Below are 21,340 nucleotides of genomic sequence, written 5' to 3'. Positions count from 1 at the left end.
GACTGAATTTTCTAACGCCATAACTCGGGTAAAAATGATGACAACCAAAACAACAACCATTATCTCGATAGTTTTCATGCTATTAATCAGCATGAATGCCGGTGCAAATGAAATTTCAACAGAAAGTATCCAGCGTTATGCAACAAAAGATCCTTTTTCGTTTGTATTGCTGGAATTTGGCTTTATTACCTTACTGGCCTTAATTGGTCATATTGTCTCCCATCATTATCAATGGCCAAAAATGCTGGGCGAATTATTGATTGGAATCATCGTTGGCAATATTTTGTATTGGTTTGATTTTTCGCCAGTATTTTATTTGTTGATGCATTTAGCCGATGCCAGCGAAGTCTTTAAAAGCGTGTGGACATCTGATTTGCCGATTGCCGATACCATCCAGAATTTTTACAATTCTGACGATGCAGAAACGGCCGCGTTTGCCGAACAAATGCTTAAGGTCTTTGCAACAGATCAGTCCCCTGCTCTGATTATTGTCGGCATCTCGATCTGGCTTTTTTCAAGTTTTGGAGTATTTTTTCTGCTCTTCAAACTCGGTATTGAAACCAGTCCGGAAGATATTCTTAAAAAAGCAGAACCGGCGGCCTATCTGGTTTCCTTAACGGGAACCTTATTGCCGTTTTTACTCGGACTGGGCTTCAGCCTTTGGTTGATACCCGAGCTAAATACAGCTGAGCATATTTTTCTAGCTGCTGCACTCAGCACCACCAGCGCTGGGCTTGCCAGCCATCTGTTTGCTAAAGTACACCAATTTAATAGCCGCGAAGCACAAATTGCCATACAAGCGGCCTACATCGATGATATCTCAGGCGTATTCTTGCTTGGTTTTATCGCCAATGTCGTACTTTCAAACATTGTTGGCCTTCCTGCAATTATTGCCTTTTTCATCTATTCTCTGGTAATTTTTTTGTTGATTATTTTTATCGGCAAAGCCATTGTTCGGTATATCCCTCATTATTATCGATTTACCGAGACCCACACTATTTTATTGGTTCCATTGGCCATGGTTGTACTGGTCAGTTGGCTAGCGGATATTTTTTCAATTGGCCAAATCAGCAGTGCTTTTCTGGCCGGCATGATTTTGAATAAATTACAGGACAAGCGCGATATCATTAAAGGCCTGATTTCATTATTAGAGAAAATTTTTGCGCCAGCATTTTTTGTCTTTGTCGGTATGCAAGTCAATCTTGAACTGTTGGCCGATCCGAGTATGCTCCTGCTTATCGTTTGCCTGTTTTTAGCCGCCAGCATAGGCAAAATTGCCGCCGGCTATGCAAGTCTGCAACACATTGATGCGCTTGCCGTCGGTATCGGGCTACTGCCGCGAGGTGAAGCTGTGTTAATTTTTATCAGCATGGGCAAAATTCTGGGCGTGATGAATGACGCAATTTTCAGTATCATCACTATCGTCGTGTTACTGACTAATTTTGTTACCCCATGGGTTTTGCGCTATTTTTGCAGCCACTACTGTACTAATAAGCGCCTAAATTAACTCAGAAAACATAACGGCTAAACCTTGCCTACCTTAAAAAATGTGTAACAATATCCCTTGTTAATCGGAGATCCTTATGAAGAAACTAATTTGTATTACCCTCTTGTCTAGTCTATCCGCAATAAGCTATGCCGAAGATGCCAAGCAAGCTCATGAGCAAACTAAAGCATCAGGAGTAGAAGCCCTTTCTCCTGAATTACGGAATCTATTGACTCAAGAAATGAAGGCATTACAGGATGGCATGATGTCTATCATTCCCGCCTATGTTTCCGGAAACTGGCATGAAATTGAAGCGACAGCCGGGAAAATAAAGAATAGTTATCTATTAAAACAAAACCTAACGGAGAACCAAATAAAAGAGCTGCATTCATCATTACCCCCTGAATTTATTGAAAAGGACAAAAAGTTTCATTATTTGGCCGGAATGCTTGAACATGTCGCACACAATAAAAAACCGGAACTGATCAATTTTTATTTTTCGGAAATGACCGAGGCTTGCGCTGGCTGCCATGTCAAATTTGCGATACATAAATTCCCCGGCTTAAAACCCGTAACAAAAGATAAACATATCCATTAATGTGTATAGCAAATAACGACAGCCTCCTAGAGCTGTGAAACCCAGTGAAATGAGACTTCTACCCTCACTGGTCGTCCAAGCTGCTGTTCGATGCTTTTTTCGATTTGTAACAAGACCTTGGCATCTGGCAAAAAGCTGCCCAGTAAATCGGCTCGAATCAAGACCGGTTGACTAAGCTGAATCGTGATATTGCGTAGCCGAAAGCGATGTGCTGCAACCTGAAATGTCTGATTGAGCAGGTTCTGTTTGATCCTGGCTGTGGTCCGCATTTTTTCAAACGCCGCACTGAGTGGAAATGAAACCGCCAGCACCATCAATAATGAGACGAGAATGCCGGTACGGGCACGGCTGAAAGGTGCAAAGCCCATCAACATAAAGGTCAGCCCTGCGGCTAGAATGATGCCCGTCAGGTTGGTTAAAAAAAGTAGCATAGCGCCATAAAAAATATCAAACTGCCACCAGCCGAGGCCAATGCCAGCCACACATAATGGTGGCACCAAGGCCACGGCAATGGCGACGCCGGGTAAACTTTTGGCGATATTTTCCCGTGCATTGGCCAATGCACCTGCAATGCCAGATAAAATGGCCACCATCAAATCCAGCATCGACGGATGCAAACGGCCAGCAATTTCATGGGTAATATCATGAAATGGAATAAACCAGGCCATGCCAGCAGATAAAGCTAACGCCAGCGAAATTCCCAGCAAAACGGTCATAAATGCCTTACGACTTAGGCCGACATCGGAGCGCAACACCCCCATTGATAAGGCGATGATTGGCGACATCAGGGGCGCTAGTACCATCGCGCCAATCACGACTGACGGACTGTTCAAAAATAACCCCAACGATGCCAGCAACACGCTCAGCACCATCAGCAATACATAATTACCCGAAGCGTTTGCACTGTCTTTTAAATTCAGAAACAGCTCTTTAAAATCCGATTCCAATGCATGCGGAAAAAACGGCAAAGTCTTGCTCAAATATTTAATCCGCTCGTCCTGCTGTGGCAGTTGATCACAAATGACATTTTCCTTGTCATCATTAAACTGTTGTCGTGCTTGAAAGTCAGCGACAGCTTTGACCTGCAAGGGTGTTGGCAAAATGGACAGAGTCAGGGATTCAGTCGTCACCGGCCGATTGTTCACTAGGTAATGAGTCGGCTCAGGTGATTCGATATACAGGGATTCGGTGCGAATATAGCCAATTTGGTTAAGTAGCTGTTTTTTTGAACGCAATAAAACCGACGTGGACAATTGTAAATAAGACAAAATAGATTGCGGGGCAAACAAAACCACAGAGATTCTGTGATCGACCAGTGACACGGTTTCTTCAAATAATTGGCGTAATGCACCGGATTGATGATAATCCAGCAGCAACATGCCGGTAATGGCAGTTGGAATTTTTTTGCCTTTTGCCGTCGTCAGTGTAACCGGATGCGGTTTTAATGAAAACGCATGAATAAAGCGTTTGATACGGAACTGAAGTTTACGAAAACCTGCAATTTGAGCACTATCGCCTAAAAACTCGGCCATTGTGGTCTGATTTTCAAGATTGACACCATCGACAACAATATCGCCATTACATTGAATTAAATCAATTTCAACCGTACTTTCTTGCAGCGCAATTTCCAAACAGGCATCGAGACTTTCATTCAGCCCAAGACTTTTATAAAACAACGTCAGTTTATCGCCTGCTACCGGCAAAAAGCCCAACTGCACACCTTTCTGTTGGGCTATCATTAAGGCTTGGGGATAATCAACCTGGTTAATCCATAACAAGGCCTGTCGATGTGCGTCATCAACTTGAATGGCCTCAAAATCATTGAGTTTTACCGCTGAAATCTGAAGATTTTCGGCGAGGATACGCGGATGCTGCGTGACCTTTTCTAAACTGTCGGCAACACTATCGCTATAAACCAGATAATAAGTCGAGTGGTTTCCATTTTTCATTATCGAATATACATAATGGCTGGTTCCGGGCGAGACTCAACTTACGTCGTCGCCCCACCCAGCTTGCAACTTAGCCTTAAAGCCTGACCAGCACCTCGCCTTTGCCCGTTTCAGCCATGTCACCGCCATAGCGTTGCACACGATTGAACGCCTGTGCACTATCGGCAAAACGGCTGTTAAGCGATTTAAATGAGGAAAACAAAATGGGTAGAAACGCCAGCGTATGCGAGCCACAATCATTAAAGGTTGCCGACAATTGCGGCTGTTGCCATAACAGTAAGGTCCCACGCCGCATGGCATAGCCTAAATAGCGGCCAGTCTGTCCCATGACAGCAATCGTACCCGCGACCATGCGTGCGCCGCAATAATCACCCGCATCTCCTTCCACCAAAATAACACCACGCCGCATATGGTCGCCTGCCCTGGCGCCGACATTGCCTTTGACCAGAATAGTGCCACCTTTCATACCCTGTTTATTGCCGGGCAACGCAGCGCCGACAAAATCCCCAGCATTACCATTGATTTCTAGCAAGCCGTCTTTCATTTCACAACCCGCATACAGGCCAGCATTACCATCAATCCGAATCATGCCGGCTTTCATATCTTGTGCCAAATACGCGCCACAGTCGCCTTCAATCGTAATACTTCCGCCATCGAGTCCTTTACCGATAAAATCGAGCTTGTTAAAACTACCGGCAATCACCAGGTTCTGACTGTCAGAACCTTTAATTTTAAACAACTCATCAACACGAACGGTTTTATTGCCCGTTTGCAATGGAATCGCTGCAATGTCAGCCGGTGTCATCCCCACCAGTTTTTGGCAAACCAGGGGCGACATATCCACATGCTGACGCGGTCTTGTTTTGAGTGTCAGTGTCAATGCGCTCATGCCATGATCTCCTGTAAGTGAAAATGAAACGGGCCGAGTTTACCACCATAGTTACCGGCACTGATGCGCTTGATGCCGTTTTCAGCACCCAAATCACAAACCGCCTGAATACCGACACGCATGGCTTTATCAATATCCTCTTTAGTCAGACCGTCGATAACAATTTCCATCACCGATTCAATTTCCGGCGACAAATCCGTTTTGGTCACACCTTTTAAGGTTGGGCAAAATGCATCGTTAGTCGATGCACCCAGCGCTGGATATTTCGATCCAACTTTAGAACCGGAACGCACAACACCTCCCGGAAATGGCATGATGACATTCGGTATTTTACGCATTTCCTCGATGGCCGCTTCACAAGCCGCTAGTGCCTGCGGCTGCGATTCAGCCAAGACCAGAAAGTTACCACCGCCGACAGCTTCAACTTGCCCGGTGGTAGCTTCAGTCAAAAATTCACCATCCATCACCGGTACCCGCCAGTAACGCTTACCATTGATTTTCTTGGAAATTTGAAAACCATCCCCAAAATAGCGCAAATTTTTGCCCAGTGGAATCTGTTTACCCTCTTCGATACCGGCAAACAGCGCCGAGGTTGGCGAAGTCAATACGCATTGGCCAGCGCGGGTTTCGAGCTGTTTAGCCAATCCCTTTCCGCCCATAGCGAAAATCAAAATTGCGACACCAGGCCTGCCATCTGGCGTTTCAGAAGGGTCGAGCACCCGTTCAATACCAGCCTCACAGCCGCAGGCGATCACCGAGGTGGCGAAACCGGTCATTGCTTGAGCCGAAATCATCGCCCATTTTTCATTCTGCGCCGTAATAATGGCGCGGGTGGCTTTCATCGGAAATGCTTCAGCGAAGGTTTTATCGATACTGACGCCGTTAATAATCATACTGCACCTCCTTGTAAAGGATGAACGGTCAAGCTACCACGGCCGTCTTCGGTGATTTCATCATCGCTGATTTTAAAATTACCCAGTTTCATAGTCATATAACGATCAAAATAGTCTTTTAAGCCCTGTTCCACCGATGCGTCATATTCCGGCAATACGGTATGTGTGGTACCCCAGGTGACATGAACGACCTGACCGTCTTTCACCACCAGTTCACCATCTTTAAACACATAATCTGGCTTTTCGAACATTTTTTCGCGGTCGCTGTTTTCGGTGTAAACGGTAATATCGGCCCAGTTTCCGGCCGTCAAACCGCCACGGTCTTGTAACCCAATCAGTTTAGCCGCACCAGCACGCGTCATAATCGCGATTTCCTGCAAGGAATATTCGCGGTCGATGGATGCCAATGTCGTCATTTTTTGCGCTTCGGGATGAATGGTTGCCAACATGTCATTACGGAAACTTTTATCCATTAACAGCCGAATCAAATGTGGATAGCTGGTAAACGGCGCACCATTTGGATGATCTGTGGTCAAGAATATGCGCCACGGATCATCGACCAGCAAAAATGTTTCCAAGCCAATTGCCCATTGCAGGGCATTCACAAAATTCTGATCTTTGTATTTAAACGGTACAACACCACAACCGGCATCACATTCGATATCCATACAGACCCATTTATTCGGGCTGGCAAACTGATGATTGGCATGTTGGCGCATATTATCGCCAGAAGCAGTCACAGTCTGACCAAATAAAATTTGGCCAACATCAACTGTAATATTCTTGTTTTTATTGATCGCTTCAGCAATCTGTGCTGCACCAGAAGAGAATTTAAAATCCCCTTCTGTCCCATAACTATGAAATTGAATATGGGTCAAGTGCATTGGCAGACCGCCAATCCCCTGAATAGTGTCCAGTGTGGTTTCAACATTACCCGGCACGCCAAGATTACAACCATGAACATGCAAGGGATGCGGAATCCCCAGTTCCTTGACCGCTCGCGCCAAAGTCACCAATACATCACGAGGGGTAACATTGTAATAGGCATTCTTTTCGTCCAGATCAAGTTTGCGCTGATTGAATTTAAAGGCACTAATGCCGCCGGCATTGACCACCTTAATCCCAATGCCTTTAGCCGCACGCAAAGTCCAGGCGACATAATCGTTAATTGCCTGTTGATCTTTTTTTGCCGTCATCATGCGCAGAAAATAATCATCACTGCCCATCATGATATAGCCGCCCTTATCAAGAATTGGAATATCGCCCATTTCCATATGCGCCTGACGGGCGTTGACTGGCAACACAGCCGGTTCAAAGGCAGCGGTGTAACCCATCTCGGCATAACGATAGCCGGTCACATAAGTACTTGGCATAACATAACCGCAACCGGAACGGGTCAACTGACTGCGAATAACCGGATCGGCGCGATGGTCTTCCGGTAACAGAATCCGTGCGATGTTACCCTTTCCGCCCCCAATATGCGTATGCATATCAATCGCACCGGCCATCACCACCTTGCCATTCAAATTATATTCTTTATCGACCTTCATGCCCTCGTCAGGCTTGTCGATAATGCGGCCATCCTGAATATAAATATCCTGCCGCTGCCCATCAATACCGCCTGCGGGATCATAGACGGTTCCACCTGTTAACTTAATCAGCATGTTGCACCTTAAGGGATTGTTCAATCGCATCTAACGCTTCAGCCGCACTGATAAGGCCTGCGTCTCTTAATTTTTTTAATCGAATCGCCACCACATTATCCAACCGATAGGCATGCCCTGCATGATCAATGCCTGGCGTACCGACCGGAATAAACACCTCCGGCTGCTTGTTAAACGTCATACCGGAACGCCCAATAACAATCGATGGCACATCGGTTTCAGGCGGGACGGCCTTGCTATTGAAAGCCTGCACCCAAACCAGCGCATCAGCTTGGTTTTCAGCCAGCATGGTATGGCTATCGAATAAAAATGGATCGTATTCGGGATAACCTCTAGCGAAACTGACTCGTGCCGGATATCCCGATATCCAGCCACAAACCTGATTCGCCGTTTGATCGCCTTCCTTGCCCCCTAATGGAAAGCCGGAACAACGCGCACCTTGATCGTTGATCTGTTTCACGATACTGCAAATCGTTTGTACACTTAACTCGGCCTGATCGAAATCCAGCATACCGGCTGCCCAAGTGACAACGCTATATTTAGCTGCTTGCAATTGTTCGGCCAACTGCTGTAATGCAGAGAACTCGATGCCGCCTACGCTATCGACAGTGACCTTGTTTCCTTTTACCAACGCTGATAAAACCGCCAATACGTCAGGCAAATCCTGATCATCACAGGCTAAAACCGTCGCCTTGCGGCCATCCGGCGCGGTTGAAGCATCACCCGATGGCGCTTTACCTAAATAAACGACCGTACGCTGGCTGGTGTTTTCCAGAAACATGGCCTCGTCATTCCATAAATAACGCGCATAAAATCGCGGTGCAAAACGCTCTAAGTCTGTTCCAACAACAACCAACAGATCACAGCGATTTTTAATCTCGGCCAAAGTCGTTGTCATCCAACCTGAATCCTGCATAGCCAGAATATTACGCCGCACCGCATTAAAATTCATATTATCGACGACCGCGCCCGTTTTATCCGCTAACGCTAACAGCGCACGCATACCGGCGACATCGGTAGCACAGCCGCCAATCACAGGCTGCTGACTGTTCGATAGAATTTCAGCCGCTTTTTTAGCTGCTTCCGCCAATGAGACAGCTTGACCCGCTATCTTTGGGGCCGTATCACCAATCGGTTGTTCAAATGCCGGCGTATTTACCGCACACCCGTTTTTTGTCACTTGCAGAGAGACGCCATCAACCTGAACCGTCAGATCGTCCGTGCCTATCCCACAAAAAGGACTGGGTACTTCTGTTATTTCCACCATAGTGTTGTCCTTGAAAATCTATTGTTAGCGCTTAGAGCGCATCTTGAAAACTGCTAAGTCTAAAAGCTTACATTCTACCCCGTATCCTTGATTATGCCTACGTCGCTGCCCTGAAAAGTTATGTGCCGATCGCATAAACTCGGTGACTATCGTGTAACGTTTTGCCATCTGCATCCAGTTTCACTTAACGATCGCCGTGAACAAAATCAATAATCGTCTGAAGTAAATGTTCTTTTTCATCCGTTTTGAATATATGTTGGGCATGTACCCGACCTTTTAACAATACGATTTTCTTAGGCTCCGCCGCTTTTTTATAGAGTGTTTTAATCGTAGAGATCATAGGTTCCTTTTCGCTGGCAATCAGCAACAACTCGGTTTTTAACCGCTCAATGCCAGAAAAAGGTGCAGGCGATAATAAAATAAGCTTTTGTATATCACCTGTTAACGCCTCTACCGCCGCCTCGCCTGCGGCTGCTCCCCCCATACTCGCACCTAGGACCGCAATCGGATGGTGTCCCTGTCTTTTTAAATAGTCAATGGCGGCCAATACATCCTTTGATTTATCAAACAACGCATCGGCTTTCGATTCACCATAACCGCGAAAGTCTATCGCTAGCACTGAAATCTTATGATGTCGCAACGCCTCAATCAACGGTGCCCAACTCTTCCGGTTAAAGATAGCACCATGCGCCAATACAATCGACGGTTTGCCTGCCAGATAATAATCTGCATAGACGACCCCTCCATCCTGAGTCGAAAAATGCACATATTCCACCTCATTGGCGGCACAAACAGAACTGACTAAAAAAACCAAGACAATAAAAATTTTCATAAAAAAATAACCTAGGACTTTACTTTGTTTAAAATTTAGAATATTCTAGTACCATAACTTACTAATACTTGTTCGGAGATTTTCATGCCTTCAAAAACCTTATTTTTTTCAGCCCTATCAACTGTTTTGTTTGGCTGCGCATCTGTCGAAGCAACTAACACTCAAACAGCTAGCGCTTCACCTGTTAAAGTTTATAACGAAACGTTAAACCCCAGACAAAAAGAATATCCAAATCATTTAGGCTTTAATGATTTGCATATTCAAGCGATTCGTCATTTAAGACCGGATACACATGATATCCATGACCCAAAACTGCAAACTGTAGTGCATCATCATTGTAAGGCCTATGATGATCAGACTTTTGTGTGCTTGATGTTTCATTCAGGCATGAAAGACCAGGATAAACCCATCGGTTTTGAATACATCATCACAACCGAGCAATTTAACCAATTACCGGAAGAAGAGAAAAAATATTGGCATTACCACCGGGTTGAGGTACCTCGCGCGCATGCAACATTTCCGGATTTGACGCCTGAAGAAACAGCTAAAATATTACCTGCGGTCAATGAAACTTATGGCAAAGTCGTTTATTTCCAACAACCCGATGACAAAATGCCAATAGGCGAACCATACATCATGATTGTTCAGGATATGCCTGAACAAGAATAACCCTTATACCATCCCCCCCCTTTGGTATATACCTTCGGGTACCTGACACCGGCAACCTATTGATGGGGTTGCCGGTTTTTTTTAAGACAGGAGAAACTGATGCCAATTTTATTGATTGTATTCTTTCTTTCTGCAGGCTCTGTTCTAGCCGATGGCCGACTCGGATTGCCCACCATTGCTGTACCGCAAGACAAAGCGCTTATCCAACTGGGCAAAGACTTGTTTAATGATACGCATTTTAGCGCCAATAACACGATAAGCTGCGCCAGTTGTCACGCACCTGAAAAAGCCTTCACCGACCAACGTGCAAAAGCCAAAGGGATTTATGGCCAAATCGGCTCCCGTAATGCACCGACGTTACTCAACGTGGCTTTTTTCAAACATTTTTTTCATGATGGCCGTACCAACGCGTTGGAACAACAAGTGCTCGGGCCATTATTGAATCCTGTTGAACATGGTCTTAAGTCGCAAAAACATATCGAACGGATTATTCACCAGAATTCGGATTATGTGCAGCGTTTCAGCAAAATATTCAATATTGACAAACAAGATATTCGCGCGGAACACCTGGCTAAAGCCATCGCTGCTTATGAACGCACGCTTATTGCTGGCAACTCTGCTTTTGACCAATTTTATTTTGGCAGAGATCGTTCTAAACTATCTAAAAGTGCTGCCCGTGGCCTACTAATTTTCAGACGCAAAGGCAACTGTGCCAACTGTCATGAAATTTCCATGAATAATGCACTGTTTACCGACAATCGCTTTTACAATCTCGGCCAAGGCTTTGAAAAAATAGAAGGCATTCTGCCTGATTTTCTTGCCGCACTTAAACAAGGCCAAAACCCTGATGATTTCCCGCTGACAGCCGAACAACGCGCCGAGTTAGGCCGGTTTAATGTTACCCATGTGATTCAGGATATTGGAAAATTTAAAACACCAACGCTGCGCAATATTGCACTGACTGCGCCGTATATGCATGACGGCAGTATTAAAACACTGGAAGAAGTGGTTGACTATTATGATAAAGGTGGGCGTAAAAATCCGTATCTGGACAGCGCAATTTACCCCTTACATTTGACCGAACAGGAAAAAACCGACCTAATCGCCTTTATGCGCTCATTAACCACCACTCTCCCCTAAAGCCAAGATTTTTTCCAAACCCGATCAGTTAGGATAGAATAACAGGCTGATAATCACTGATTGGCGGCCCTATGAAATACTTAGCCCTTGTCTTTTCCATCTTGCTTGTTTCCGCATGCGCGACCAGCCCGACCGGACGTTCGCAACTGGTGTTCATGCCGGATGCCCAGGTCAATCAAATGGGCTTGCAGGCTTTTGAGCAACTCAAGCAGAAAAAACCACTCAGTAAAAACACCCGTTATATTCGTTTCGCCGATTGCGTCGCCAGGGCGTTGACCCGCGTTGTCGGCGGCCAATGGGAAGTGGTGGTGTTTGAAGATAAAACCCTGAATGCTTTTGCCTTACCAGGTAATAAAATAGGTATTCATAGCGGCTTGATCGAATTTGTCGATAATGCCGATCAGCTAGCTGCGGTAGTCGGTCATGAAATCGGCCATGTACTAGCGCGCCACAGCAATGAAAGACTGTCTGAGAAAATGGCGGTGAATACCGGCATCAATCTGATTTCGGCGGTCGCATCACCTTCCACGCCACTGGGTCAAACCGCTGTCAGCTTGCTTGGCGTAGGGGCTCAATACGGTATTTTATTGCCTTTTAGCCGGACTCATGAATCGGAAGCCGATGTCATTGGCTTGGAATTGATGGCAAAAGCCGGGTTTGATCCCAGACAAAGCATTGTTTTATGGCAAAAAATGGCAGCTGCCAATAACGGCCCCCGCCCACCTGAAATTTTATCCACCCACCCGGCGCCGGCATCCCGTATCCAAAACCTTGAAGCACAACTTCCCAGAGCACTGGAATTATGGCGTCAAGTCAAAGCCACAGGATTCCGCCCTAGGGGCTGTTGCCGTTTTGAAAATCCCCCTTGAAATTATGTTGAAAATGGGAATTTATGACAAACCTTGTCTTCGAAAAACAGTCGAAGGTATTTTTATCGCTTGCGAGTAGGTTGTCCCTGGAGAGATTTACCCACGGCTTTTGGTAATTGGAATGCGGTATATAAACGATTCAATGACTGGTCTCGTAAAAGAAAAACTGATGGGTATTTTTAACGCCTTGGTTGTTGATCCAGACCTGGAATGGGAATTTATTGATGGGAGTATTGTGAAAGCACATCAGCATAGTAGTGGTGCGGCCTGTGAACAAGAAACAGCGATAGGGAAATCTGTCGCCGGGAACACCAGTAAAATTCATATGGCCGTTGATGCCTGTGGTCTTCCTATTCATTTCTCAGTGACAGGCGGCGAAGTTCATGACTGTAAAGAAGCACCGAAATTAGTTGCAGAGCTCCCAAAAGGTGACTATATAGTTGCTGACAGAGGCTATGACAGTGAAGCATTACGTCTTCAAATTAAAGACAAAGGGCTGTTCCTGTTATCCCAAGAAAAAGAATTCAACTCGGGGAAATGATGAAATGGATTGGTGTCTCTACAAATATCGCCATCTCGTTGAAAATGTGTTTGCAAGACTTAAGCATTTCAGAGCGATCGCCACGCGATATGACAAACTCAAACGAAATTTTGAAGGCTCTATCGCTCTGGCTTGCGCCTTTTTATGGTTACCTATGTGAAATGGCAACAGCCCCTAATTGTCGAAAATAATGAACCCAGATTTAAATCAATTACACCCTTATCCGTTTGAGAAGCTGAATCGCCTCAAACAAGGTATCATGCCGCCGGTCGATAAAACACATATCGCGCTGTCGATCGGTGAACCCAAGCACCCGACACCCCATTTAATTTCCGAAGCGTTGTTACAACATCTCGATGGCTTAGGACAATATCCCACGACCAAGGGCTTGCCTGAACTTCGCCAGACAATAGCTGACTGGCTAAGCCAAAGGTTTCAAATTCCAGCCGGAAAAATTGATGCTGACAACCAGGTTTTACCCGTCAGCGGTACCCGCGAAGCCTTATTCTCATTTGCTCAGTGCATCATTGACCGTACCACTCTGCCATTAGTTTTGATGCCTAATCCGTTCTATCAAATTTATGAAGGTGCAGCCTTGCTGGCTGGTGCTGAGCCATATTATTTAAATACCTTGGAACAAAACGGCTATTTGCCAGATTTCAAACATATTCCCGAAGCGGTCTGGCGTCGCTGTCAGTTACTTTATATCTGCTCGCCCGGCAATCCGACCGGAGCTGTGATTGACTTGGATACGTTGACCCATCTGATCGAACTGGCTGAACGTTATGATTTCGTGATTGCCTCAGATGAATGCTACAGTGAAATCTATCAGGATGAACACAACCCGCCGTCCGGTTTGCTGCAAGCGGCCTGGCAGGCCGGCAATGCTGATTTTAAACGCTGTGTCGTATTTCACAGCCTGTCCAAACGCTCGAATGCACCGGGCTTACGTTCCGGCTTTATCGCCGGTGATGCCGCGATTTTACAACGCTATTTTCAATACCGGACTTATCAGGGCTGCGCCATGCCGCTTCCCACCCAAAAAGCCAGTATCGCCGCTTGGCGAGATGAATCTCATGTGCAACACAACCGGCAGCAGTACCGAGAAAAATTCACTGCCTTTATCGACATTTTGTCACCGATTTGTCAAATCACACAACCGCCCGCCAGTTTTTATGTCTGGCTGAAAACACCGATTGACGAGACTGAATTTGCCAGACAGCTGTTTGCCCGTCAGAATATAACGGTTTTGCCGGGCAGTTTTCTGTCCCGCCAGGCAGATGGGCTGAATCCAGGACAAAACCATGTGCGCATCGCGCTGGTTTCAAGCCTAGAAGATTGTATTGACGCGGCGCACCGGATTAAAGATTTTCTCTGTACACTACACAAAATATGAATATCATGTCAGCTTTTGATGCTTAATTGATGGAAATCGTAGGATGGGTTTCGCTTACCGCTCCACCCATCCTACGTTTTTGTTTGTGTCGTGTATAGAGAGTATAGAAAATAAAATTTTATTAACACGCTAATGAGAAGCTATGTCACAACTAGAAAAGATTATTAACGAAGCATTTGAGAACCGTGCCAACATCACACCGACAACGGTTACACCTGAAATCAAGGACGCCGTTGAAGACGCCATTAACCAGCTCGATAACGGCTCGGCTCGCGTGGCCAAAAAGGTCGATGGTGAATGGGTGGTCAACCAATGGTTGAAAAAAGCGGTTTTATTGTCTTTCCGTGTCAATGAAAACCGGGTGATGGATGGCGGCGTTAATCGTTATTACGATAAGGTTGAAACCAAATTCGCCACCTATACGCCGGATGACTTCGCCAAAGCCGGTGTCCGCGTCGTGCCGAATGCCAACGCGCGGCATGGTTCTTATATTGCACCGGGCGCAGTGCTAATGCCGTCTTATGTCAATATTGGCGCCTATGTCGATAGTGGCACCATGGTTGACACCTGGGTCACGGTCGGCTCTTGTGCCCAAATTGGTAAAAACGTGCATTTATCCGGCGGCGTCGGTATCGGTGGCGTTTTAGAGCCGCTGCAGGCTGGCCCGACCATCATCGAAGACAATTGCTTTATCGGCGCGCGTTCTGAAATTGTTGAAGGTGTTGTGGTTGAAGAAGGCTCGGTTATCTCCATGGGTGTTTTCATTGGCCAGAGCACTAAAATTTTCAACCGTATGACTGGCGAAATAATCTATGGCCGGGTTCCTGCTGGTTCTGTTGTGGTACCCGGCTCACTGCCTGCCAAAGACGGCTCTCACAGCCTGTATTGTGCCGTCATCATCAAACAGGTTGATGAAAAAACCCGCAGCAAAACCGGTATTAACGAGTTACTGCGCGACTAAACCTTATTTACCTGTGCTTAGCTTCGGCCAAGCACAGGCCACTGTTGAATCATCCTATTGCTGACTATCGTCTACACATTGGTCAATATCGTGTACTGTTTGATGTCGATTGAAATAAACATCAACTCCTTATTTTAAAAATCGGTCACGGCAGCCGTATTTATCCATAATCTATCATGACTGAACATATTTCAAGCAATGCCCTCATTTACGCTATTTTGTCCTTAAACAGCGAAATTGCTTTGCAAAAAGAATATCTTGACTCGCCTGACATCAGCATTGATGAGCGTGAAAACGAAGAAGAAATCCTGTCTGATTTAGAACAAGCCTTTATGGAATTTGTTGGACTCTACAAAAGTCGCTGTAAACAGGAAAAAAACCTTCCCGGTATTGATGAACTCTTAACCAGCCAACTGTAACCATGCTTAAACTTTACGGAATAAAAAACTGCGATACCGTCAAAAAAGCCCGCCAATGGCTGGCGCAACATGAGCTGCCTTATGTATTTCATGATTATCGAACAGATGGCCTGGACATGGCCTTACTGGAATCATTTGAACAGCAATTAGGCTGGGAAAACATGCTCAACAAACGCAGCACCAGCTGGCGCCAGTTAAGTGATGCGCAAAAAACTGATCTGGATCGCAGCAAGTCCTTACAGCTGATGCTGGAAACGCCAACCCTGATTAAACGCCCGATTTTAGATACCGGAAGCGCATTGCTGATCGGCTTCAATGACAAACAATACCAACAGACCTTATTATGAGCGATACTCTGGATTTACTCATCGATTTAATCCGCCGCGAATCGGTCACACCCGAAGATGCCGGCTGTCAGGATATGATCAGCCAACGTCTGGCACCATTAGGGTTCAACTGTGAGCATCTGGATTTTGAAGACACCCGCAACATCTGGCTCAAACGCGGTGGGCAAGCTCCCTTGTTTTGTTTTTTAGGTCATACCGACGTTGTCCCACCCGGCCCCCTGGAAGACTGGCAATCGCCCCCGTTTGAGCCGACCCTGCGCGACGGCAGGCTTTACGGCCGGGGTACAGCCGATATGAAAGGCAGCATCGCCTGCTTTATCACTGCATTGGAACGTTTTATACAACAGCACCCCAAGCACAAAGGTGCAATCGCTTTAATGTTGACCAGTGATGAAGAAGGCATAGCGACCCACGGCGTCGTCAAGGTCGTTGATGTGCTGGAAAAACGTGGCGAAAAAATCGACTGGTGTCTGGTGGGCGAGCCATCTAGCGACCAAAAACTGGCGGATGTGATTCGCGTGGGTCGCCGCGGCTCACTGTGCGCCAAAATCACGGTCAAGGGCATTCAGGGCCATGTTGCCTACCCTGATATTGCTGACAACCCGATTCACCGTTTTGCACCGGCATTAACAGCCCTGGTCGAAGAAGTCTGGGATCAAGGTAATGATTTTTTTCCACCAACCAGCTTGCAGGTATCCAATATTCACGCCGGCACCGGCGCAGAAAATATCATTCCCGGCCAATTGGAAGCGCAATTTAATCTACGTTTTTCGACCGAACTGGATGAGCAGACCATCAAACAACGTACTCATGCTCTACTCGACGGTTTCGATCTGGATTATCACATCGACTGGCGTTTGTCCGGCAATCCATTTTTGACTACCGAACGTACTTTGATTGACGCCACCCATAAGGCTATTAAAAAAATTACCGGCTACGAGCCGATTGACGATACCGGTGGCGGCACATCCGACGGCCGCTTTATCGCCCCAACCGGCGCACAGGTTTTAGAACTCGGGCCGATTAACGACAGCATTCATAAAGTCAATGAATATGTCAATCTGGAGGATTTGGAAACTTTAAGCAAAATTTACCAGCAAATACTGGTTGAATTACTCACTTAAATCACGGATTCGGGTAAAAGTGTGCCCGAGCGAGGATTTAGGTTTAAAATAGTCTTTAAACCCTTGCATTTTCTTAAATAACATTGCCTTTTAACTGGACTCATTTATTCAATGCGCACATCTCAATTTCCACTCAATACTGTTAAAGAAGTTCCTTCCGATGCTGAAATCATCAGCCATAAACTGATGATTCGTGCCGGCCTGATCCGAAAACTGGCCGCAGGCCTTTACACCTGGCTGCCGTTGGGATTACGTGTGTTACGCAAGGTGGAACGCATCACCCGGGAAGAAATGGAAAAAACCGGCGCCCTGGAAGTCTTGATGCCGCTGCTTCAACCCGCTGAACTATGGCAAGAAACGGGGCGTTGGGAGCAATACGGCCCGGAACTGGCACGGTTGAAAGACCGACACGAACGCGACTTCTGTTTAGGGCCGACACATGAAGAAATCATCACCGATCTGGCCCGTAACGAGCTGAAAAGCTACAAACAACTGCCGATTACCTATTATCAGATTCAAACCAAAATTCGTGATGAAATTCGACCGCGCTTTGGCGTGATGCGCTCGCGCGAATTTATCATGAAAGATGCCTATTCCTTCCATTTAGACCAGGCATCATTGCAACACACTTACGAGCAGATGTATCAGGCCTACAGCAATATATTCAGTCGTTTTGGCCTTAAATTTCGTGCCGTGGTGGCCGACTCAGGTTCCATAGGCGGCGCTGTTTCGCATGAGTTTCATGTTTTGGCCGACTCCGGTGAAGATGCTATCGCTTTTTCTGACCAAAGTGATTATGCCGCTAATGTCGAAAAAGCCGAAGCCTTAAAACCAGATACCCCACGCCCTGCACCTTCCAAACCGCTGGAAAAAGTCGCAACACCCGAGCAACATACCATTGAGGAAGTTTGCGCCTTTTTCAAGACTACCCCAGATCAATGCCTGAAAACCCTGATCGTGCGCGGCGAAAACGATGCTCTGGTCGCTTTGTTGTTACGCGGCGATCATGAACTCAACCCATTAAAGGCAGAAAAACTCGAGGGTGTGTTGTCACCTTTACAATTTGCCAGCGATGAAGAAATCCAGCAGACCATCGGTTGCAAGCCGGGCTCTATCGGCCCATTAGGTCTAAATATCAAAATCATTCCCGACCACAGCGTTGCAGCGATGCCCGATTTTATTTGCGGCGCTAATGAAGACGGCTTTCATTATCAAGGTGTTAACTGGGAACGGGATTTACCTTTACCGGAAACGGCCGATTTGCGCCTGGTTGTCGAAGGCGACCCCAGCCCCGATGGCAAAGGTAAACTGACCATCGCCCGCGGGATTGAGGTTGGTCATATTTTCCAATTAGGCGATAAATACAGCAAAGCGATGAATGCCTCCGTCACTAATGAAGCCGGCAAAAACCAGATCATGATTATGGGTTGTTATGGCATCGGCATCTCCCGTGTCGTTGCAGCCGCCATCGAACAAGGTCATGACGACAAAGGCATCATCTGGCCACAGGAGCTGGCACCCTTTCAGGTGGCGTTATGTCCATTGAATATGCATAAATCCGATCGTCTGCGCGATGTCGCTGAGAATATCTATCAGCAATTGCTCAATGCCGGTATTGAGGTACTGTTTGATGACCGTAAAGTCCGGGCGGGCTTTATGTTTTCTGATATGGAACTGATCGGCATACCCCACCGAATTGTCATTGGCGACCGGGGACTGGATAAAGGCATGGCAGAATACCGTGCCCGAACTGACAACGAAAACCAGGAGATTCCGCTGGATCAGGTGGTTGATTTTGTCATTAACAAAATAAAAAACTAAGTTTTAACCCAGCTTTGCCACAGCACATCGTAAAACTTTGATGAAAATGGCAAGACTGGGTTAATGTTCAAAATATAATGTAGGCGCTGACAAATCATCCTTGATTTGTCAGCATTATTAAACTAAATCAATCCGCAACAGGAAGACCGCTAGGCACTCGCATGGGTGTATTCATCCGTAAATCAACAGCCGCTGGATCAGTTAATGCATGTAAGAAGTCCATTAAATATCCAAATTGTTTTTCTGACAAATGCTTTTCATCCAATTCATTCGCATCAGCAATATCATCAACTCGCTGCTGATCATCCATCACAATAAAATCGATAGCATCTAAATCTGGTCTTGAGGGTAAAACAGCCTGTGAACGATCATACTCTAATAGAGATGTTTCAGGATCCAAGTGATGTCGCACCATCGCTTCTAAAGTATTAAAAGCGCCGTCATGACCATAAGGTGCTATCAACGCAATATTACTCAATGTGGGAGTTCTGAATTTAAACCGGTCTTCAGTATCTCCAGTCACACGCTCACGACCAAAGTCACTGTGCCCATCAAACCCATCACCTTTACCCGGCCCGATTTGAGGCATGGCAATGGCATGAAAATCGTGATCCGTTTGAAAAGGTCCGCTATGGCAACTGGCACAATTTGCTTTTTTACGACTGTAAAAAATCTTCATCCCTTTTTTTGCCGATTTGCTCAAAGCTTTTTTATCCCCTTTTAAAAAACGTAAAAAAGGACTGTTATCAAAACGCCAGGCGTCAGCTTCAAAAGCTGCTATGGCATTTGCCGCCTGTACATACGTTATATCTGAGGCCTGAGTTACCTCATCAGGAAAAGCGGCTTTAAACAAATCAACATATTCAGGAATATTTCTCAGTCTATTAGCAATAATTTCCCAAACGGCCGGAAAATCACTCGCCGCTGCCGCATCGGCCTGCATATTTTCACCCACCTGGCCCGCCATTTCTTCGGCAGATGTTACAGGAAACATTGCTTGCGCAGCTAAGACATTATCCAAACCCATCGGTAAATCATCACCCGCTGGGCTATCAAATCCTGAAGGATGAGAAGGATTAACTTCTAACCGTCCATCATAAAACATCCTGCTAAATTCTCTCGCCCCCAGATTGAAAACAGGTGGCGCATTTCTCGGTACTCTTGCATGAATAGCATTATCACCTACCCCAGTATGGCGAGCCATACCCAATCCCTGACCACCTTCACCGACAGGCAAAGAAAGACCATCTCCCGTATCAGTTAAAGTATGATGACAAGTCGCGCAAGAAATATTCTGATTCCCACTTAATACCTTATCAAAAAACAGCAATTTACCCAGTTCAACCTTGTGCTTATTCGGCATCCCGTTATTGTAATAATCACTGTTTTCGGGTGCAGCCGGCAACATTCTTGAATGTGAATTTTTCGAATGAGCATAAGCCTCAAAAGAAAATAATAAAGCTCCGCCAGATAGTAACAGAACCGCATATTGTTTTAATTTTAATTTTTTTTTCATGTTTTCCTCATAGTAAGTTTAAAAACCATCTTCCTAATCAAATAGCAATCAAAAAACATGCCAATATCACCAAGAAACAGAATGCCTGCCTTCCTCGGCACAGAAAATAAGATAGTTTGGTCGTGGGAACTTTCTCAACCCCTGATAACTCAAAGTCTGCTTCTCTGTGCAATACATGGAATCAAGTTAAACACAATATATGCTTACTAATAACAAGGAATTAACATGCAAGATTCAATAAAAAAACTATGTTATTTAACGCATAATAATTGTGTTAAATAACATAGTTTTTTTATTGGTGCATGACAAAAAATTGTAAGAGCCGGGCAAGTCATTGAAAATATAAACCTTCTATCGCATGGATGCGATAGAGAGCTACATGGATGTATTGACGCGTGTTTAATATTTTCAATGACTTGCCCGGTTCCCAACGGAAATTCTGATTTTTTGTCGTGTACAGAGAGTTTTTTAACCACCCACTGCTCGGAAGTTTATTCGGAATGTTCTTTGATCAGATAGAAAACTATTCTGACAATCATCGACCCTCTAGGATTTCTATCATCAGTAAGACTCAATTTTTCACCATTGGCAATCCAGCCTTTTTCCAAGCGGTCATGTGTCCAGCCAAATAATCAATATGTTCGAAGCCGATCAACCATAAACCGAATTTAGCAATCCCAGCGCGCGGGCCGTGTTCGCAGTAAATCACCAAAGGTTGACTTTTATCGACTGTATTGAGCTTATCTGTAGTCAACACCGACCAGAACGGTACATGAAGGGCACCCGGCACATGACCGGACGTGAACTCAACCCCAGAACGGACATCGACAATAACAGGGGCTTTATCCTGTTGAATCAATGCTAACAATTGTTGCTGCTGCATATAGCCCTCGCCTGTTGACTGACATGCCGATAATAAAATACTCAACCCTAAAATGATTACTATTCTCATTCTGTAT

The 21,340-nt window shown here is 45.7% G+C and carries 19 protein-coding genes and 1 pseudogene; 12 read left to right on the top strand and 8 right to left on the bottom strand.

What is annotated here, in order from left to right; all coding sequences use genetic code 11:
* Window positions 1–37: 37 nt before the first annotated feature.
* Together JEU20_RS10035 and JEU20_RS10030 are read left to right on the top strand one after the other, a co-directional pair.
* The gene (locus JEU20_RS10035) at window positions 38–1,507 is read left to right on the top strand and encodes a cation:proton antiporter (RefSeq protein WP_198245497.1); all 1,470 of its coding nucleotides are present in this window, start codon (window positions 38–40) and stop codon (window positions 1,505–1,507) included.
* A 76-nt stretch (window positions 1,508–1,583) separates the two neighbouring features.
* On the top strand, window positions 1,584–2,084 hold the full coding sequence (locus JEU20_RS10030) for a hypothetical protein (protein ID WP_198245495.1): 501 nt from the start codon (window positions 1,584–1,586) through the stop codon (window positions 2,082–2,084).
* A 26-nt stretch (window positions 2,085–2,110) separates the two neighbouring features.
* Here the strand turns inward: JEU20_RS10030 and JEU20_RS10025 are convergent, their stop codons facing one another.
* From JEU20_RS10025 to JEU20_RS10000, 6 genes are all read right to left on the bottom strand, one after another.
* Complete coding sequence (locus JEU20_RS10025; protein ID WP_198245493.1) at window positions 2,111–4,033, bottom strand: TIGR00341 family protein; 1,923 nt, start codon at window positions 4,031–4,033, stop codon at window positions 2,111–2,113.
* Between the two features lie 76 nt (window positions 4,034–4,109).
* The gene (locus tag JEU20_RS10020) at window positions 4,110–4,922 is read right to left on the bottom strand and encodes a formylmethanofuran dehydrogenase subunit C (RefSeq protein WP_198245491.1); all 813 of its coding nucleotides are present in this window, start codon (window positions 4,920–4,922) and stop codon (window positions 4,110–4,112) included.
* Window positions 4,919–5,815 carry a formylmethanofuran--tetrahydromethanopterin N-formyltransferase gene (gene fhcD / locus JEU20_RS10015; protein WP_198245489.1) on the bottom strand — a complete coding sequence of 299 codons (897 nt, stop codon included), beginning with the start codon at window positions 5,813–5,815 and terminating at the stop codon, window positions 4,919–4,921. The genes JEU20_RS10020 and fhcD overlap by 4 nt, the downstream gene beginning before the upstream one ends.
* Window positions 5,812–7,479 carry a formylmethanofuran dehydrogenase subunit A gene (locus JEU20_RS10010; protein ID WP_198245487.1) on the bottom strand — a complete coding sequence of 556 codons (1,668 nt, stop codon included), beginning with the start codon at window positions 7,477–7,479 and terminating at the stop codon, window positions 5,812–5,814. Before JEU20_RS10010 ends, fhcD begins: the two co-directional genes overlap by 4 nt.
* A complete protein-coding gene (locus tag JEU20_RS10005) occupies window positions 7,469–8,746 on the bottom strand; it encodes a formylmethanofuran dehydrogenase subunit B (protein WP_198245485.1) in 1,278 nt (425 codons plus the stop codon). Before JEU20_RS10005 ends, JEU20_RS10010 begins: the two co-directional genes overlap by 11 nt.
* A 184-nt stretch (window positions 8,747–8,930) precedes the next feature.
* Window positions 8,931–9,578 (bottom strand): alpha/beta hydrolase, encoded by a 648-nt coding sequence (locus JEU20_RS10000; protein WP_198245483.1) that lies wholly within the window; start codon window positions 9,576–9,578, stop codon window positions 8,931–8,933.
* Between the two features lie 84 nt (window positions 9,579–9,662).
* On the opposite strand from JEU20_RS10000, the gene JEU20_RS09995 reads away from it, so the two are divergent.
* The 10 genes and pseudogenes from JEU20_RS09995 to JEU20_RS09950 all read left to right on the top strand — a co-directional run bounded on the left by JEU20_RS09995 (window position 9,663) and on the right by JEU20_RS09950 (window position 18,865).
* Window positions 9,663–10,247 (top strand): DUF1264 domain-containing protein, encoded by a 585-nt coding sequence (locus JEU20_RS09995; RefSeq protein WP_198245481.1) that lies wholly within the window; start codon window positions 9,663–9,665, stop codon window positions 10,245–10,247.
* 99 nt (window positions 10,248–10,346) lie between these two features.
* Window positions 10,347–11,387 (top strand): cytochrome-c peroxidase, encoded by a 1,041-nt coding sequence (locus JEU20_RS09990; protein WP_198245479.1) that lies wholly within the window; start codon window positions 10,347–10,349, stop codon window positions 11,385–11,387.
* A gap of 71 nt (window positions 11,388–11,458) precedes the next feature.
* Window positions 11,459–12,256, top strand: coding sequence for a M48 family metallopeptidase (locus tag JEU20_RS09985; RefSeq protein WP_198245477.1), 798 nt, complete (start codon window positions 11,459–11,461; stop codon window positions 12,254–12,256).
* A gap of 4 nt (window positions 12,257–12,260) precedes the next feature.
* Window positions 12,261–12,957 (top strand): annotated as a pseudogene (locus tag JEU20_RS09980) (IS5 family transposase).
* Between the two features lie 30 nt (window positions 12,958–12,987).
* Window positions 12,988–14,193, top strand: a complete 1,206-nt coding sequence (dapC, locus tag JEU20_RS09975) for a succinyldiaminopimelate transaminase (RefSeq protein WP_198245475.1) — start codon at window positions 12,988–12,990, stop codon at window positions 14,191–14,193.
* 142 nt (window positions 14,194–14,335) lie between these two features.
* Window positions 14,336–15,154, top strand: coding sequence for a 2,3,4,5-tetrahydropyridine-2,6-dicarboxylate N-succinyltransferase (gene dapD, locus JEU20_RS09970; RefSeq protein ID WP_198245473.1), 819 nt, complete (start codon window positions 14,336–14,338; stop codon window positions 15,152–15,154).
* A gap of 176 nt (window positions 15,155–15,330) precedes the next feature.
* Window positions 15,331–15,573 carry a hypothetical protein gene (locus tag JEU20_RS09965; RefSeq protein ID WP_198245471.1) on the top strand — a complete coding sequence of 81 codons (243 nt, stop codon included), beginning with the start codon at window positions 15,331–15,333 and terminating at the stop codon, window positions 15,571–15,573.
* Window positions 15,574–15,575: 2 nt separating this feature from the next.
* The gene (locus tag JEU20_RS09960) at window positions 15,576–15,920 is read left to right on the top strand and encodes an ArsC family reductase (protein WP_198245469.1); all 345 of its coding nucleotides are present in this window, start codon (window positions 15,576–15,578) and stop codon (window positions 15,918–15,920) included.
* Window positions 15,917–17,044: a succinyl-diaminopimelate desuccinylase gene (gene dapE / locus JEU20_RS09955; RefSeq protein ID WP_198245467.1), complete on the top strand. Its 1,128-nt coding sequence runs from the start codon at window positions 15,917–15,919 to the stop codon at window positions 17,042–17,044. The genes JEU20_RS09960 and dapE overlap by 4 nt, the downstream gene beginning before the upstream one ends.
* A 111-nt stretch (window positions 17,045–17,155) precedes the next feature.
* The gene (locus tag JEU20_RS09950) at window positions 17,156–18,865 is read left to right on the top strand and encodes a proline--tRNA ligase (protein WP_198245466.1); all 1,710 of its coding nucleotides are present in this window, start codon (window positions 17,156–17,158) and stop codon (window positions 18,863–18,865) included.
* A gap of 127 nt (window positions 18,866–18,992) precedes the next feature.
* Here JEU20_RS09950 and JEU20_RS09945 read toward each other — a convergent pair whose 3' ends face one another.
* Window positions 18,993–20,381, bottom strand: a complete 1,389-nt coding sequence (locus tag JEU20_RS09945) for a cytochrome-c peroxidase (protein ID WP_198245464.1) — start codon at window positions 20,379–20,381, stop codon at window positions 18,993–18,995.
* 571 nt (window positions 20,382–20,952) lie between these two features.
* Window positions 20,953–21,333, bottom strand: a complete 381-nt coding sequence (locus JEU20_RS09940) for a rhodanese-like domain-containing protein (RefSeq protein WP_198245462.1) — start codon at window positions 21,331–21,333, stop codon at window positions 20,953–20,955.
* Between the last annotated feature and the right edge of the window lie 7 nt (window positions 21,334–21,340).

Origin of the sequence: methane-oxidizing endosymbiont of Gigantopelta aegis (genome assembly GCF_016097405.1) — a bacterium.
Taxonomy (GTDB): Bacteria; Pseudomonadota; Gammaproteobacteria; order Methylococcales; family Methylomonadaceae; genus Methylomarinum.
The sequence above is the reverse complement of the archived record's forward strand: the minus strand, read 5'-3'. Positions and strand labels throughout refer to the sequence as shown.